Origin of the sequence: Sanguibacter suaedae (assembly GCF_016342785.1) — a bacterium.
Lineage (GTDB): Bacteria > Actinomycetota > Actinomycetes > Actinomycetales > Cellulomonadaceae > Sanguibacter > Sanguibacter suaedae.
This window is the reverse complement of sequence record NZ_JAEINH010000003.1, coordinates 1-15,690: the sequence shown is the minus strand read 5'-3', so window position 1 is coordinate 15,690 and position 15,690 is coordinate 1. Positions and strand designations below refer to the sequence as shown.

Sequence of the window (15,690 nt, the reverse complement as noted above, 5' to 3'; positions counted from 1 at the left end):
AGGCCTGCCTGGGTGACGGTTGCCGTGCCCGGGCAGGAAGACCGTCTTCCGCGGCCGACGAGCCCTCGACCCATCACCCGGTCGAGGGCTCGTCGCGCTCATGACGCTCACGGAGACGGCGGGAGAGCTGCTCGTGATGACGGCCGTCCTGGTCCTCGCGCACGCGACCGCGGTGAACCGTCGTGCGACGTGAGCCTGCCCTAACTATCTTGACGTCAAGATACATGGGGTATGCTGGCCACGGCCGTGGGGGGACCGCGCAGGTCGCCACGGCACGCGTCCGGCGTAGGCTGGACAGCAGCCCCAGAACCAGATGTCCCGGACCCTGACGACGGCCGACGCCGTGGCTCGGGAGCGGAGCATGTCACCCGCAACAGAAGAAGGAGCGTTCGTGAGCAGCGTCGACACGTTCAGGTCGAAGGGAACTCTCGAGGTCGCAGACGCCTCGTACGAGATCTACCGGCTCTCCGCAGTGCAGGGGACGGACCGTCTCCCGTTCAGCCTCAAGGTCCTCGCCGAGAACCTTCTCCGCACCGAGGACGGTGCGAACATCACCGCCGACCACGTCCGGGCCATCGCCGCCTGGGACCCGTCGGCCCAGCCCGACACCGAGATCCAGTTCACGCCCGCCCGCGTGATCATGCAGGACTTCACCGGCGTGCCGTGCGTCGTCGACCTCGCCACGATGCGCGAGGCCGTCGCCGACCTCGGCGGTGACCCCGCACGGATCAACCCCCTCGCTCCCGCCGAGCTGGTCATCGACCACTCCGTGCAGATCGACGTCGCCGGTCGCGCGGACGCGTTCCAGCGCAACGTCGACCTCGAGTACGAGCGCAACTTCGAGCGTTACCAGTTCCTGCGGTGGGGCCAGACGGCGTTCGACGACTTCAAGGTCGTCCCCCCGGGTACCGGCATCGTCCACCAGGTGAACATCGAGTACCTCGCCCGGACCGTCATGACCCGCGAGGTCGACGGTGTCGTCCGCGCGTACCCTGACACCTGCGTCGGGACCGACTCCCACACCACCATGGTCAACGGGCTCGGAGTCCTCGGCTGGGGGGTCGGCGGCATCGAGGCCGAGGCCGCGATGCTCGGACAGCCCGTGTCGATGCTCATCCCGCGCGTCGTCGGCTTCAAGCTCACCGGACAGATCCCGTCCGGCGTGACCGCCACCGACGTCGTCCTCACCATCACGCAGCAGCTGCGCCAGCACGGCGTGGTCGGCAAGTTCGTCGAGTTCTACGGCGAGGGCGTCGCGGCAGTGCCGCTCGCCAACCGTGCGACGATCGGGAACATGAGCCCCGAGTTCGGCTCGACCGCCGCGATCTTCCCGATCGACGAGGTCACCATGGACTACCTGCGTCTCACGGGACGCAGCGAGGAGCAGCTCGCGCTCGTCGAGGCGTACACGAAGGAGCAGGGTCTCTGGCACGACCCGCAGGCCGAGGGGTACACCGAGCCCGTCTTCTCCGAGTACCTCGAGCTCGACCTCTCCACCGTCGTCCCGTCGATCGCCGGGCCCAAGCGCCCGCAGGACCGCATCGAGCTCACCGCGGCCAAGGAGTCGTTCGCGACGTCCATCCTCGACTACGTGGACTCCGACTCGGCCGCCGCCTTCCGAGGGCTCGACGAGTCCGTCTCGGAGACCTTCCCCGCATCGGACCCGATCGCCGCCGGTGCGCACGCCGACAGCAGCGCCGCACCTGCCGACGTCCCCGCGGGCAACTCGGAGACGCGTCCGCACAAGCGCACTCCGCTGACGCTCGCCGACGGCACGCGGACGGAGCTCGACCACGGTCACGTGGTCATCGCGTCGATCACGTCGTGCACCAACACGTCGAACCCGTCCGTGATGCTCGCGGCCGGCCTCCTGGCCAAGAAGGCCGTCGACAAGGGTCTCGTCGCCAAGCCGTGGGTCAAGACCTCCATGGCCCCCGGGTCCAAGGTCGTCACCGACTACTACGAGAAGGCCGAGCTCTGGCCGTACCTCGAGAAGCTCGGCTTCCACCTCGTCGGCTACGGCTGCGCGACGTGCATCGGGAACTCCGGGCCGCTCCCGGAGGAGGTCTCGGCCACCGTGAACGAGCACGACCTCTCCGTCGTGTCGGTCCTCTCCGGCAACCGCAACTTCGAGGGGCGCATCAACCCCGACGTGAAGATGAACTACCTCGCGTCGCCGCCCCTCGTCATCGCGTACGCCCTCGCGGGCACCATGGACTTCGACTTCGAGAACGAGCCGCTCGGGCAGGCCGAGGACGGCACCGACGTGTTCCTCGCGGACATCTGGCCGACGGCCGACGAGGTCCAGTCGACCATCGACACCTCGATCAACCGCGGCATGTTCACCAAGGACTACGCCGACGTCTTCGCCGGTGACGACAAGTGGCGCGCGCTGCCCACCCCGGAGGGCAACACCTTCGCGTGGGACTCCGAGTCCACCTACGTGCGCAAGCCCCCGTACTTCGAGGGCATGACGATGACGCCCGACCCGGTCACCGACATCTCGGGCGCCCGCGTGCTCGCGAAGCTCGGCGACTCGGTGACGACGGACCACATCAGCCCGGCTGGGGCGATCAAGCCCGGGACCCCGGCGGCCGAGTACCTCGCGGAGAACGGGATCGAGCGCAAGGACTTCAACTCGTACGGCTCGCGCCGTGGGAACCACGAGGTGATGATCCGCGGGACCTTCGCGAACATCCGCCTGCGCAACCAGCTCCTCCAGGACGTCGAGGGCGGGTACACGTACAACTTCGTCACCGGTGAGCAGTCGTTCATCTACGACGCTGCGCAGGACTACGCGGCCCAGGGCACGCCCCTCGTGATCCTCGGCGGCAAGGAGTACGGCTCCGGCTCGTCCCGTGACTGGGCCGCGAAGGGCACGGCGCTCCTCGGGGTCAAGGCCGTCATCACCGAGAGCTTCGAGCGGATCCACCGCTCGAACCTCATCGGCATGGGTGTCCTCCCGCTGCAGTTCCCGGCAGGGGAGTCGGCGGCCTCGCTCGGTCTCGACGGCACGGAGACGTTCGACATCGCCGGCGTGACCGCGCTCAACGACGGCACCACGCCGTCGACGCTCGCCGTCACCGCGACGAAGGCCGACGGATCGGTCGTCACCTTCGACGCCGTCGTGCGCATCGACACCCCGGGCGAGGCGGACTACTACCGCAACGGCGGGATCCTCCAGTACGTGCTCCGGTCGCTCGTCACGAGCTGACCGCACGACGCACGACCGACGACGGGCGCCCACCACGGTGGGCGCCCGTCGTCGTTGCCGGTCGCGGGTTCAACGGTCCACGAGGACCTCGTCGACGATGTCGGCCCCCAGTCGCGCGAAGACCGGGTCGTCGTCGGAGTCGGCGAGCATCGACGTCGACATGACGAGGGCCCACCCCCGCGCACGACGCCACGCGTCCTCGCCCGGACCGCGAGCGGCATCCACGGTGTGCCGGAACGTCTCGCGGCCCTCCGGGTCGAGGACGAGCCATGCGGCGGCGAGGTCGCACGCGGGGTCGCCCGAGGTCATGTCGCCGAAGTCGACCACTGCGCGGAGACGGGGGAGCGGGCTGTCGTCGACGATAATGTTGAACGGGTGGAGGTCGCCGTGCAGCCACAGCGGAGGTCCGTCCCAGGCCGGTGCCGACCGCGCCTCGTCCCACACGGAGCGCAGGTCGTCGGTCCGTGGATGACGGATCAGGTCCAGCCGCTCGTCGACGACGGCGTCGCGTGCTGCGAGGGGGACGCCGCGGAACCTGTTCACCGGCGCGTCCGGGGGTGCAGGAACGGCGAGCTGCGTGACGAACCGCCCGAGGGGCTCCGCGAGACGACGTCGGTCCGTCCGGTCGACGGTCCCCGCCGCCCGCCCGCCGATCCACGGGACGACGCTCCAGTGCCACGGGTACCCGGCCCCCGGACGTCCGGCGAAGACCGGGACCGGGACCGGGACGTCCACCCGGTCCGCGACCTGTCCGAGCCACGCCTGCTCGTTCCGGAGCAGGGCCGCGCCGAGCTGGCGACGGGGCAGGCGGACGGCCAGGTCCTCGCCGAGCCGGAACATCGAGTTGTCCCAGCCCTGCGCCACGAGCTCCACGGGCATCGCGGACACCGGACCGATGCCGTCGACGACCGGGCACTGCTCGGCGAGCAGCGCCCGGACGAGCCCCGGGCCCACCTCGACCTCGGCGGGCGGCCGGTCAGCCACGACGTGCTGCGTCGTCCGCGAACGCACCGAACGCCACGAGAGCGCGAGGGACGAGGGTCGAGAAACGCGCGGCCGCGTCGGAGCGCAACGTCCCGACCGTCTCCGGTGTGAGGTCGGCGACCATCGCGCGGGTCGACAGCCACACGTCGAGCATCGGACCATCGAGCTCGAGGTGGAACTGCAGCCCGACCGCGCTCCCGTGGCGGAACGCCTGGACCGGCGTCGTCGGCGTCGACGCGAGGACCGTCCCGCCCGGAGGGAGGGTGGCGGCGTCAGCGTGCCAGTGGACCACCTCCGGCTCGGGTGTGGCGTCGACCGTCAGCGGGTAGAGGTACGGGTCGCGCAGCCCGTCCCCGGTGATGGACACCGGGCCGACGCCGATCTCCTCGCCGTGAGCGGGTAACAGCTCGCCGCCGAGGGCGACGGAGAGCAGCTGCATTCCGAGGCAGATCCCGAGGACGGGGACGTCCGCGGCGGTCGCGTCGGCGAGAAGCGCGCGCTCGGTGGCCAGCCCCGGGTGCACCACGTCGTCGAGAGCCCCCATGCCGCCCCCCATGACGATCAGCCCGGCGAGCTCGTCGACGCCAGGCAGGTCGGGGGCGTCGTCGTCGAGGACGGTCACGGTGCGCCACGGGACGCCTCGGGCGTCGAGCGCCCGCCCCACGAGCCCCGGACCCTCCCACGGGACGTGCTGCACGACGAGGACGGGGCGCTGGGAGGTCCTCATCCGGCGACCTGGGGGTCCTCGTCCTCGTCCGTCCCGGCCTCGTCGAGATCGCCCGCGACGAGGAGGTCCACATGCAGCCCGAGCAGCGCGCCGGTCGCGTCGTGCGTGGTGACGACGGGGTAGAAGCCGTCGCCCCACCCGGAGTGGCACAGGACGACGTTCTCCCCGTCGGTCGCCCGGGGCAGGACGATGTTCGCGGCCCCGCGGCGGAGGTGGTCGGGGTCGTCCATGCGGGCGAACCAGCTCGACTCGGCTCCCGTGTCGAAGAGCTCCTCGAACCAGTCGGTCCCCTCGGGCATGAGGGTGCGGGCCGCGGTGGCGTCCACGAACGCGACGGTCCCTGCGTCGACCCCCACACCGTAGTAGCGGTCCTCCGCCGGGAGGTCGGCCCCGGCGAGCTCCGCAGGTCGCACCTCGGCGACGTCCCCGTCCGCCACGACGAGGCTGAGATACGCCTCGCGCAGGTGGTTCTCCTCGCCCGCGTCGGACACGTCGGCCACGGTGACGCGGACCGGGTACGTGCCGGGCGGCACGGGGAAGGATCCCGACTCGCCCAGGGTGACGAAGGGATCGCACGCCTCGACCTGTCCGCTCGGCACGCGGAGCTCTCCGAGGTCGTGGACGGTCAGGGGGTGTGCGCAGCCGGCGGGCTGTCCGTTCTGGAGTGCGAAGAACCGGTCTGGTGTGATCTGCATGGCACCAGCGTAGAGGTCGGCGGGTCCGGGCAGGGAGTGCCGGGGACGAGCGCTCCGTGCCGTCGGAGCCTCAGCGCGGCATCGTGATCGGACGGGGTTCCCAGGGCACCGTCCATCCGAGACCGTCGAGGACCCGGTCGAGGACGATCCCCGTGAATCCCCACACGATGCGCGTCCCCACCACGAAGGCGGGGGTGTCGAAGGGGCGCCCGCCCCGGTCGATGCGGGCGACCCGGCGGTTGTCCGGGTCCACGAGCCCCGAGACCGGGACGCTGAGCACGGCGGCCGACTCGCCCGCGTCGACGGCCCGGACGGCGGAGGGAGCCGCCCACCAGGCGAGGACGGGCGTGACGACGTGGTTGCTCACGGGGAGGGGGAGCGGCGCGAGGGTGCCGACGACGTCGACCCCAGCGGTGTCGATGCCCGTCTCCTCCGTCGCCTCCCGCAGGGCGGCCGCGACCGGTCCGGCGTCGTCGGGGTCGAGCCTCCCCCCGGGGAAGGCGACCTGCCCCGGGTGGTGGCTGAGCGACGCGGCCCGCTCGACGAGGAGCACCTCGACGTCCTCGGCGCCGCGGGGCGAGGTCCGGCCGCCGAGCGCGCCGAGGAGCACGAGGACCGCCGCGGGCCGTACGGGCACGCCGGGCGCCCCGCGCCCTGGTCCGTCCGTGGACGGGAGGTCCGGGGCGGGGCGGGTTCCCGGCGGCCCCCACACGACACCGGTCCGGCACAGCGCGTCGAGCGCGTCCCGCACCGACCCCGGTGGTGTCGTCACCAGCCCGCGGGCAGCGGCCGGCCCTCGTCGTACCCGGCGGCCGACTGGATGCCGACGACGGCCCGCTCGGCGAGCTCCTCGAGCGACGTGGCCCCTGCGTACGTGCAGGCGCTGCGCAGGCCCGACGTGATCTGGTCGATGAGGTCCTCGACGCCCGGGCGCGCCGGGTCGATGTACATGCGCGACGAGGAGATGCCCTCCTCGTACAGGGCCTTGCGGGCGCGGTCGAAGGGCGTGCCGCTCGCGGTGCGTGCGGCCACGGCGCGTGCCGAGGCCATCCCGAAGCTCTCCTTGTACAGGCGGCCGGAGCCGTCGTCGTGGAGGTCCCCGGGGCTCTCGTGGGTGCCGGCGAACCACGATCCGATCATGACCTGCGAGGCCCCGGCGGCCAGCGCGAGGGCGACGTCGCGCGGGTGGCGGACACCACCGTCGGCCCACACGTGCGCGCCGAGCTCGCGGGCGCGGGCGGCGCACTCGAGGACGGCCGACAGCTGGGGGCGGCCGACGGCCGTCATCATGCGGGTGGTGCACATGGCGCCGGGGCCGACCCCGACCTTGACGATGTCCGCACCGGCCTCGACGAGGTCGGTGACGCCCTGGGCGGTGACGACGTTGCCGGCGACGACGGGGACGTCGGGGGACAGCGCGCGCACGGCACGCAGGGCGGCGAGCATCTTCTCCTGGTGGCCGTGCGCGGTGTCGACGACGAGGGTGTCGACGCCGGCCTCGAGGAGCTCGGCGGCCCGTCCGGCGACGTCCCCGTTGATGCCGACGGCACCGGCGATCCGCAGGCGGCCCTGGGCGTCGAGGGCGGGCTGGTAGATGCTGGAGCGCAGGGCGCCCGTGCGGGTGAGGACGCCGACGAGCTGTCCGTCACGCACGACGGGGGCGAGCCGCCGCCGCGACTCGTGGAGCGACGCGAAGGCTGCCTGGAGCCCGTCGGCTCCGCCGGCCTCGAGGACCGCGGCGTCGATGAGCGTGGGGTCGCTCGTCATGACCTGGTGGACCTGGGTGAAGCGGTCGACGCCCTGGCAGTCGGAGGCGGTGATGATGCCCACGGGGCGTCCGCCGTCGGCGACGACGGCGGCGCCGTGGGAGCGCTTGCCGATGAGCGTGAGGGCGGAGTGGACGGTGTCGGTGGGGGAGACCGTGACGGGGGTCTCGACGACCGGGTCCTTGGCCTTGACGGTGGCCACGACGTCGGCGACGACGTCCGTGGGGATGTCCTGGGGGATGACGGCGATGCCGCCGCGCCGGGCGACCGTCTCCGCCATGCGGCGTCCGGCGACGGCGGTCATGTTCGCGACGACGAGGGGGATGGTGGTGCCCGTCCCGTCGGTGGTCGCGAGGTCGACGTCGAAGCGGGAGGCGACCTCCGAGCGGGACGGGACGAGGAACACGTCGCCGTAGGTGAGGTCGTGGGTGGGCCGGTGGCCCTCGAGGAAGCGCATGGTCCGATTCTACGAAGCGGATGCCGGGACGTCGGCACCCCGGAGGTCCTGCGACGGTCCCGCCGCACTCGCGGGATGAAATACTGTGCCAAGCGACGACGAATCGAGAACACGCGACACACGCTCCGCCACGGCCACGACGAACCCGTCCCGCACCGCGGCACGCCCTCCGACCAGCACGGTCGCCCGGTCGGGGCTCGCGCCCCGTGCCCTCACCCGGACGTCGAACGTGCCGTCCGGCGTGAAGGCCACCGTGACGTCCGTCATGGACATCCACGCACCGGTCGAGGGGAACCAGGCCTTGAACGCCGCCTCCTTGGCGCAGAAGACGGCCAGCGGCCCCGCGTCGCCGAGGACCTCCGCCGCTCCAGCGAGCTCGACCGGCGCGGCGAACGTCCTCGCCACGCCGGGCCGCAGGCGGTGGCAGGGTTCGACGTCGATCCCGAGCCCGGCGTAGACGCTGCGCGGCCCGACGACAGCGGCCTGGAGCCCTGTGGTGTGCGTGAGGCTGCCGACCACCCCGTCCGGCCACACCGGGGCGCCGGTCGGGCCCCGGGGGATGGCGACGGGCCGCACCCCGATGCGGGCGAGCGCGGTCCTGGCGCAGTCGCGCGCGAGGAGGGACTGGAACCGTCGTGGTGAGAGCTCGGGCCCGACGAGCCCGGCCTCCTCGGGCAGGGCCGCGGGCCCGCCCTGCTCGTGCGCGACGGTGGCCGCGGACGCGCACGCCGCCGCACCAGGAGGGATCAGCCCGGCGAGCAGGTCCTGCACGGACCTCATGCCTCGTGGACGACGAGAGCCCAGGCGAGGCAGGCGAGCGAGGCGGTCGCGCAGAGGCCCCGCACCGCGTTGGCACGGACCCACGGGCGCTCGAAGTCGCGGCGGGCCCGGGCGTCGCCGCGAGTCGCGGCCACCTCGAGCCCCACGTTGAGGGGGATGTTCACCCGGAACGTCACGACGAGCGAGAGGACGTAGAGGGCGAGCGCCGCAGCAGTCGGCAGGACGGTCGCACCCCCGGCGAGGACACCGGTGAGGAGCGCCCCCGCGACGAGGAGGAAGGACCCGAAGAACCCGACCGCGAAGAGCAGGTTCTGCACGGCGGTGTTCACGGCGACCATCGCCGGGACGACGACGTCGTCCCGGGTGCGGGCGAGGCCGGGCATGACGGCGCACGCGAACGCGTAGTAGAACCCCGCCATGAGACCGGTGGTCACGGTCGCGAGGAGGAGCAGGGGCAGGTGGAGGGCGTCGGGCACGGGATGCCTCTCGTGGTCGGGTCGTCGGGGAGGGAGCACGGGCGGGTGAGGCCCGTGGGACGGGCGACCGGGCGCGCGGCCCGGTCGCCCGTCTCACGTGATGGAGACGCCGCCGTCGATGCTCACGACCTGGCCGGTCATGTAGTCCGTGTCGACGAAGAACCCGATGGACCGGGCGATCTCCTCCGTCGTGCCGAACCGTCGCATCGGGCACTTGGTGCGGATGCCCTCCTTCACCTTGTCCGGCAGCGACTCCGTCATCCCCGTGATCATGAAGCCCGGGGACAGGGCGTTGACCGTCACGCCCCGGGCCGCGCACTCCGCGGCGAGCGTGCGGGTCATCCCGACGAGTCCCGCCTTCGAGGCAGCGTAGGCGGTCTGGCCGGGCGTGGCGACGATGGCCGACGGTGAGACGACGTTGACGATCCGCCCCCACCGCCGCGTGAGCATCGACGGCAGGCACAACCTGCTCAGGTGGAACGCGCCCACGAGGTTCGTGTCGATGACCGACCGCCACTCCTCGGGGTTCTGCATCGCCATGAGCGAGTCGTGGCGCACCCCGCCGTTGTTCACGAGGACGTCGACGGGCCCGAGCTGCTCCACGACCTCGGCGTGCACCCGGAACGCGTCGTCCCACGACGAGACGTCGCCCCCGACGACGGCCGAGTCGTTGGACAACGACGTCGCCGTCTCCTTCGCACCGGTCTCCGACGACCTGTAGTGCACGCCCACCCGAAAGCCCAGGCCGTCGAGCTCCACGGCGATCGACCGGCCGAAGCCGCTCGACGCCCCGGTGACGAGCGCGACGGGGCGCTCGGGACGGCCTGCCGGCTGCGCGCTCATGCGGCCACCTCCGCGCCGCCCCAGCGCAGCAGCACCGACGCCCACGTCATCCCGGCGCCGAACCCGGCGAGGAGCACGAGGTCGCCTGCCGAGACGCGCTCGGCGTCGAGCGCCTCGCTCAGCGCGATCGGGATCGACGCGGACGCCGTGTTCCCGTACCGCTCGAGGTTCGTGAACACCTGCTCGTCGACGATCCCCGTGTGCGAGGCGATCGAGTTGATGATGCGGATGTTCGCCTGGTGAGGGATGACGACGTCCACGTCGGAGACGTCGACCCCGGCGGACGCGAGCGTCCTGCGCACGGTCCCGATGGTCAGCCGGACCGCGTTGAGGTAGATCTCGTTCCCGTTGATGGTGGCGAAGTGCAGGCCGTCCTCGACGGTCTGCGGGGTGGTCGGCATCCTGCTGCCGCCGGCCAGGACCTTGAGGCTGTTCGTCCGGCTCCCGTCCGCGCCCATGTCCCAGCCCAGGAGCCACTCACCGTCGCCGGGGGTGAGGACCACGGCCCCCGCACCGTCCCCGACGAGGATCCCCAGGTCGCGGTCGTCCGGCGCGGTCGTCAGGGAGTGCGTGTCGCTGCCGATGATGAGGATCGGGCGAGGGTCGATGCGCATGAGAGCCGTGGCCATGATGAGCGCGTACACGAACCCGGAGCACTCGGCGTTGACGTCGTGCGCGCTGCCGGAGATGCCCAGCTCGTGGTGGACGAACGCCGACGTCGCGGGCGACGGCTGCTCCGGGGTGGCCGTCGCGACGATGAGGTGCGCGATGTCCTCGCCCGTGAGGCCGGCCCGGTCCATGGCGGCGCGACCGGCGTCGACGGCGAGCGACGCGGTCGTCTGCCCGTCCTCGACCCACCGACGCTCACGGATGCCGCACCGGCTGACGATCCACTGCTCGTCCACACCGAACCGCTCGCCCAGCTCGGCGCTGGTGAGGGTGCGTTCCGGCAGGGCGGTGCCCCACCCGGTGATCCCGAACGTCGTCATCGCTCGCTGACCGCGTCCGCCGAGACGGCGCGCTCGAGACGCTCGTGCACCGTCCGGATGGTCAGGGAGCCGTCCTCGTTGTCGAAGACGGCGGCGTCGACGCCCGCGTCGGGGTGCGACGACTGGAAGCTGAACAGCCACTCCATGAGGTCCATGGAGTCGATCTCGGACAGCTCGACGAGCGGGGCGTCGGGATCGATCGACGGTGCGCCCGAGACGGCCTGCATCTGCTCGACGAGTACTTCGAGGGTGGGGATCATTGCGCTCTTCCTCTGCTGTCGTGCTCTCGGTCGGCCCCTGGTCGGGTCCGCGGCCGCGGTGCCGCGGCAACCGTCATGCAACCCGGTGCGTGCAACGGGACCGCAAGAGCCCGCACCGCCCGCCGCCGCCGCGCTCCTTACGGTCGTCTTGCGGTCCGAGGACACGATCGGCCTGGCAGCCGGACGGGACGAAGCCCGTCCGCTCCGGAGGAGAGGACACGACGTGGACGAGCCCAGCGCCGACGAAGCCCGGCGGACCAACTCAGGCGGTGCCCCGAGCGGGCACGCCCCCGGGCGGCCGGGCGACGTGCCGCACACCCGCGTGGCGATCGTCGGGGCCGGGTTCTCCGGCCTCGGGACCGCCATCCGGCTCCTCGCCGCGGGGCGGGACGACTTCGTCGTCCTCGAGCGCGCCGAGGACGTCGGCGGCACGTGGCGCGAGAACGACTACCCGGGAGCGGCGTGCGACGTCATGTCGTTGCTCTACTCGTACTCGTTCGCGCCGTCCACGGAGTGGCGCAGGACCTTCGGCACACGCTCGGAGATCCTCGAGTACCTGAGGCGCACGACGGACGCCTTCGGTCTGCGCCCGCACATCCGCTTCGGCCACGCCCTCGAGCGGGCGCGCTGGGACGACGACCGCAAGCTCTGGCACGTCACGACGTCCCGGGGTGCCTGGACGGCGGACGTCCTCGTCCTGGGGACGGGGTACCTCAGCGAGCCCGCCGTCCCGGACCTGCCCGGCCTCGAGGGCTTCGAGGGGACCGTCGTGCACTCGTCCCGCTGGGACCCGACGCTCGACGTCCGGGGCAAGCGCGTCGCGGTGGTCGGTACCGGTGCCTCCGCCATCCAGATCATCCCGAGCATCCAGCCGGACGTCGCGAGCCTCACCGTCTACCAGCGGACCCCGGCATGGGTGGCACCCAAGCCCGACAAGGCGATCGGCCCGGGTCAGCTGTGGCTGCGCCGCAACGTCCCCGGCTACCAGCGCTTCCGCCGGGAGTTCAACAAGCGGGGCCGCGAGATCGTCGTCGGCCTCATGGCCCGGCCCGACCTCATGCGCAAGACGCTCCAGTCGTCCGCCCTCGCGCACCTGCACGCCACGGTCCCGGAGGGCCCGCTGCGTGACGCGCTCACCCCGGACTACGTGGCCGGGTGCAAGCGGGTGCTGTTCTCCAACACGTACTACCAGGCGCTCACGAGCCCCGGCGTCGACGTCGTCGCGGCCGGGGTGGACTCGGTGCACGGGTCGTCCGTCCTCGCCGGGGACGACGTCCGGGACGTCGACGTGCTCGTCTTCGCCACCGGGTTCCGCTCCGTGGAGCGCCCGGTGGCGCGGCTCGTCGAGGGCGCCGACGGCCGCACGCTCGCCGAGCACTGGGCCGGCGGGGCGTCCGCCTACCTGGGGTCCACGGTCGCCGGCTTCCCGAACCTCTTCCTCGTCCTCGGCCCCAACACGGCCCTCGGGCACTCCTCGCAGACCGTGATGATCGAGGCCCAGGTCGGCTACCTCCTCTCCGCGCTGCGGTGCATGGACGACCGGTCCGTCGCCGCCTTCGAGGTCCGCACCGAGGTGCAGGACCGGTTCGACGCGATGCTGCGCCGTCGGTTCACCGGCACCGTCTGGGAGGACGGCGGGTGCCGCAGCTGGTACGCCGACGCCTCCGGCCGCAACCCGTCCGTGTGGCCCATGACGACCGCGCGGTTCGCACGCATGACCAAGAGTTTCGTCCCGTCCGACTACCAGCTGACGACGGTCTCCGCGCGCGCGCGGGACCTCGTGACCGAGAGGTGATCCCCATGTACGCAACCGATGCAGCAGGACCCGTCGACCCCATGACCACCCAGGAGGTGGGGCCGACGGGGGAGGGCACGTCGCGGCGCGCCTTCCTCGCGGCCGGCGCGACCGTCGTCGCCTGGAGCCTCGTCGGCTCCGGGTGGCTCACCGCCGACACGGCGCACGCCTCGTCGAGCCGCGCCGACGTCCCCCGCCTCGACGGCACCCTCGAGGTCGGCGTCCCCGCCGGGTTCGACAGCGACTTCGGGGGCTTCGTGCGCGCCGAGCCCTGGGCCGTCCTGCGGCCCGGGTCGACGGCCGACATCGTCGCGATGATCACCTTCGCGCGCCGCCACTGCATCTCCGTGGCAGTCAACGGGCAGAGCGGAGAACCCGGGGTCCTCGAGTCCCACTCGAACTACGGGCAGGCGCTCACCCCCGGCGGTATCCAGATCGACGCCCGCTCGTTCCGGACCATCGAGAAGGTCGACGCGACGTGCGCGGTCGTCGGCGCGGGAGCCACCTGGGGCGAGGTCGTCGACGCCGCCCTGGCCGTCGGGTCGACGGTCGCCTCCCTGCCGGACTACCTCAACCTCTCCGTCGGCGGCACCATCTCCGTCGGGGGGATCGGCGGGAACGTGCAGCGGGCCGGCCTCCAGGCCGACATGGTCCGGTCCGTCGAGGTGGTCACCGGGGCAGGGCGGCTCGTCACCGCGACCGCCCGGCGGAACTCCGCGCTCTTCGACGCCGTCCTCGCAGGCGGCGGCCAGGTGGGCGTCATCACCAAGGTCGAGCTCGCCCTCGTCCCCGCCGAGACCACCGCGACCATGCGGTCCTTCTACTACGACGACATCCGGCGGTTCCTCGCGGACCAGACCCTCGTCATGGGCACCCAGCGCTTCGACTACCAGGCCGGGGAGATCGTCCGGTCGGCCGACGGGACGTCCTGGCGCTTCAAGATGGAGGTCGGCAGCTACCACTCGACCGAGCATGCGCCCGCCGTCGACGACGTCCTCGCCCGGCTGGGCGACGTCGCCGCCGAGCGCCAGGAGTTCTCCCTGCCCTACCGCGACTGGGCCTTCCGGCTCGCGCCGCTCATGCCCGGCCTCCTCGCCGGGGGCTACTGGACGCAGCGCAAGCCGTGGTTGAGCCTCCTCGTCCCCAGCGACAAGGTCGAGAGCTTCCTCGCGACCGTCCTGCCCGACCTCACGGCCGACGACCTCGGCGCCGGGTTCTGCCTGCTGTCCCCGATCGACCCGGCGCGGGTCCGGGCCCCGCTCTTCGCGCTCCAGGGAGGCGCGGACGGCACCGCGTTCTTCTTCGACCTCCTCGCGTTCCCCCACCCGACGACCGATCCCGCTGCCATCGACGCCATGCTCGAGCGCAACCGCAGGCTCTACGACGCGCTCGTCGCCCTCGGTGGGAAGCGGTACATCATCGGTGCCATCCCGCGGATGACGGCCCGCGACTGGGAACGCCACTGGGGCCGCTCCACCTACGCCGCGTTCAAGAGGCTCAAGAGGGCGTACGACCCGCGGTCGATCCTCACTCCCGGACAGGGCTTCTTCGGATGACCGCGCCCCGGTACCATCTCCGCGACGAGGTGGAGCTCCCGGCGCCACCCGCGGACGTGTGGCGCGAGCTCCTCGCCGAGCTCGCGGGCGGCTCCCGGTGGTGGTTGCCCAACAACACCTTCGTCCCGCTGTCGGGACCCGTCGACCGCGTGGGCGCGAGCCTGCGCGTCGAGGTCCGGCCGGGCGGGCGCGACTCGCGCGGCCCCGTCCTGACGTTCGTCGCCACCACGCGCACCGTCGAGCCGCACCGCCGCCTCGCGATGGACTTCGTCGACGGGTGCTTCCGCGGCTCCTGGCGGTTCGACGTCGAGGCGCTCGCGGACGGGGCGGCCTCGCGCCTCTCGGTGACGTTCGACGCGGTCCCCCAGGGATGGGTCCGGGGCCTCGCGCGCGTCGTGGACGTGGGCGCGCAGCACTCGATCGGCGTGCGCACCGCGTTCGACGCCCTCGCGGCCCGCCTGACCGTCGACGGTGCGGGGGAGCGGCCCTCGGTCGCCGACGTGGCACGTGCCACCACGACGACCGTCACCGCGGACGACGGCCTCGAGCTGCGCGCGCTGGTCACCGAGCCGCTCCGCCGCTCGACGGACGTCCACGTGGTCCTCGTCCACGGCTGGGCGTCCGGTCCCGAGGCGTGGGACGACGTGGCCGACGCCCTCGTCGCGGAGGGCGTCCCCGTCCTGCGCGTCGAGCTCCGGGGGCACGGCGCCACGCCCCTCGGCGGCACCCCCGTGACGATCGACCTCCTCACGCGCGACCTCGTCACCGTCCTCGACGGGGCCGGTGTCGGGGACGTCGTGCTCGTCGGCCACTCGGGCGGGGGACTCGTCGCGCTGTCCGCGGCTGTCCGCGACGACGTCGGCGCGCAGGGTCTCGTGCTGGCCGCGAGCGCCGCGCACGGCGCACCGGTGTCCCGGGCGGAGCTGAACGTCCTCGGCAGCCCTCTCCTCGACGTGGTCCTCAGGACCCGTCGGGGTCCGGAGGCGGTGCTCGCCCGGACCATGGGACCGTCCCGACCGTTCGCGGGGAGGGACGCCGTCGCCCGGGCGTTCGCCCGGACGGGCCCGCGCGTCCGGGCGACGTACTTCGGTGCGTCGAGCGGGGCCGACCTGCGGCACCCCCGGGGGGGCGGGGACGTACCCCGCGCC

14 protein-coding genes are annotated in these 15,690 nt (G+C 72.6%); 4 read left to right on the top strand and 10 right to left on the bottom strand.

Features of this window, described 5'->3' with window-relative positions:
• Positions 1 to 391: 391 nt before the first annotated feature.
• Positions 392 to 3,214 (top strand): aconitate hydratase AcnA, encoded by a 2,823-nt coding sequence (gene acnA, locus JAV76_RS04140; protein ID WP_307843982.1) that lies wholly within the window; start codon positions 392 to 394, stop codon positions 3,212 to 3,214.
• A gap of 69 nt (positions 3,215 to 3,283) precedes the next feature.
• Here acnA and JAV76_RS04135 read toward each other — a convergent pair whose 3' ends face one another.
• The 10 genes from JAV76_RS04135 to JAV76_RS04090 form a co-directional block, all read right to left on the bottom strand.
• Positions 3,284 to 4,198 (bottom strand): aminoglycoside phosphotransferase family protein, encoded by a 915-nt coding sequence (locus JAV76_RS04135; protein WP_198732774.1) that lies wholly within the window; start codon positions 4,196 to 4,198, stop codon positions 3,284 to 3,286.
• Positions 4,191 to 4,925 (bottom strand): type 1 glutamine amidotransferase, encoded by a 735-nt coding sequence (locus JAV76_RS04130; protein WP_198732773.1) that lies wholly within the window; start codon positions 4,923 to 4,925, stop codon positions 4,191 to 4,193. The genes JAV76_RS04135 and JAV76_RS04130 overlap by 8 nt, the downstream gene beginning before the upstream one ends.
• Positions 4,922 to 5,620 (bottom strand): DUF4241 domain-containing protein, encoded by a 699-nt coding sequence (locus JAV76_RS04125; protein WP_198732772.1) that lies wholly within the window; start codon positions 5,618 to 5,620, stop codon positions 4,922 to 4,924. The genes JAV76_RS04130 and JAV76_RS04125 overlap by 4 nt, the downstream gene beginning before the upstream one ends.
• Positions 5,621 to 5,690: 70 nt before the next feature.
• Entirely contained in the window at positions 5,691 to 6,392 is a 702-nt protein-coding gene (locus JAV76_RS04120; RefSeq protein WP_307843981.1) for an NUDIX hydrolase, read from the bottom strand.
• Positions 6,389 to 7,843 carry a GuaB1 family IMP dehydrogenase-related protein gene (locus JAV76_RS04115; RefSeq protein ID WP_198732771.1) on the bottom strand — a complete coding sequence of 485 codons (1,455 nt, stop codon included), beginning with the start codon at positions 7,841 to 7,843 and terminating at the stop codon, positions 6,389 to 6,391. The genes JAV76_RS04120 and JAV76_RS04115 overlap by 4 nt, the downstream gene beginning before the upstream one ends.
• Before the next feature lie 9 nt (positions 7,844 to 7,852).
• Positions 7,853 to 8,623, bottom strand: a complete 771-nt coding sequence (locus JAV76_RS04110; protein WP_198732770.1) for a 4'-phosphopantetheinyl transferase family protein — start codon at positions 8,621 to 8,623, stop codon at positions 7,853 to 7,855.
• Positions 8,620 to 9,099 (bottom strand): anthrone oxygenase family protein, encoded by a 480-nt coding sequence (locus JAV76_RS04105; protein WP_198732769.1) that lies wholly within the window; start codon positions 9,097 to 9,099, stop codon positions 8,620 to 8,622. Before JAV76_RS04105 ends, JAV76_RS04110 begins: the two co-directional genes overlap by 4 nt.
• A gap of 93 nt (positions 9,100 to 9,192) precedes the next feature.
• Positions 9,193 to 9,942, bottom strand: a complete 750-nt coding sequence (locus JAV76_RS04100) for a 3-oxoacyl-ACP reductase family protein (protein WP_198732768.1) — start codon at positions 9,940 to 9,942, stop codon at positions 9,193 to 9,195.
• Positions 9,939 to 10,931 carry a 3-oxoacyl-ACP synthase III family protein gene (locus JAV76_RS04095; protein ID WP_198732767.1) on the bottom strand — a complete coding sequence of 331 codons (993 nt, stop codon included), beginning with the start codon at positions 10,929 to 10,931 and terminating at the stop codon, positions 9,939 to 9,941. Before JAV76_RS04095 ends, JAV76_RS04100 begins: the two co-directional genes overlap by 4 nt.
• Positions 10,928 to 11,191: a hypothetical protein gene (locus JAV76_RS04090; protein WP_198733082.1), complete on the bottom strand. Its 264-nt coding sequence runs from the start codon at positions 11,189 to 11,191 to the stop codon at positions 10,928 to 10,930. The genes JAV76_RS04095 and JAV76_RS04090 overlap by 4 nt, the downstream gene beginning before the upstream one ends.
• 223 nt (positions 11,192 to 11,414) lie before the next feature.
• On the opposite strand from JAV76_RS04090, the gene JAV76_RS04085 reads away from it, so the two are divergent.
• The 3 genes from JAV76_RS04085 to JAV76_RS04075 form a co-directional block, all read left to right on the top strand.
• Positions 11,415 to 12,986, top strand: coding sequence for a flavin-containing monooxygenase (locus JAV76_RS04085; RefSeq protein ID WP_307843980.1), 1,572 nt, complete (start codon positions 11,415 to 11,417; stop codon positions 12,984 to 12,986).
• Between the two features lie 5 nt (positions 12,987 to 12,991).
• Complete coding sequence (locus tag JAV76_RS04080; protein WP_198732765.1) at positions 12,992 to 14,542, top strand: FAD-binding protein; 1,551 nt, start codon at positions 12,992 to 12,994, stop codon at positions 14,540 to 14,542.
• The coding region (locus JAV76_RS04075) for an alpha/beta fold hydrolase (protein WP_198732764.1) at positions 14,539 to 15,690 on the top strand (1,152 nt) is incomplete at its 3' end. The genes JAV76_RS04080 and JAV76_RS04075, both read left to right, overlap by 4 nt.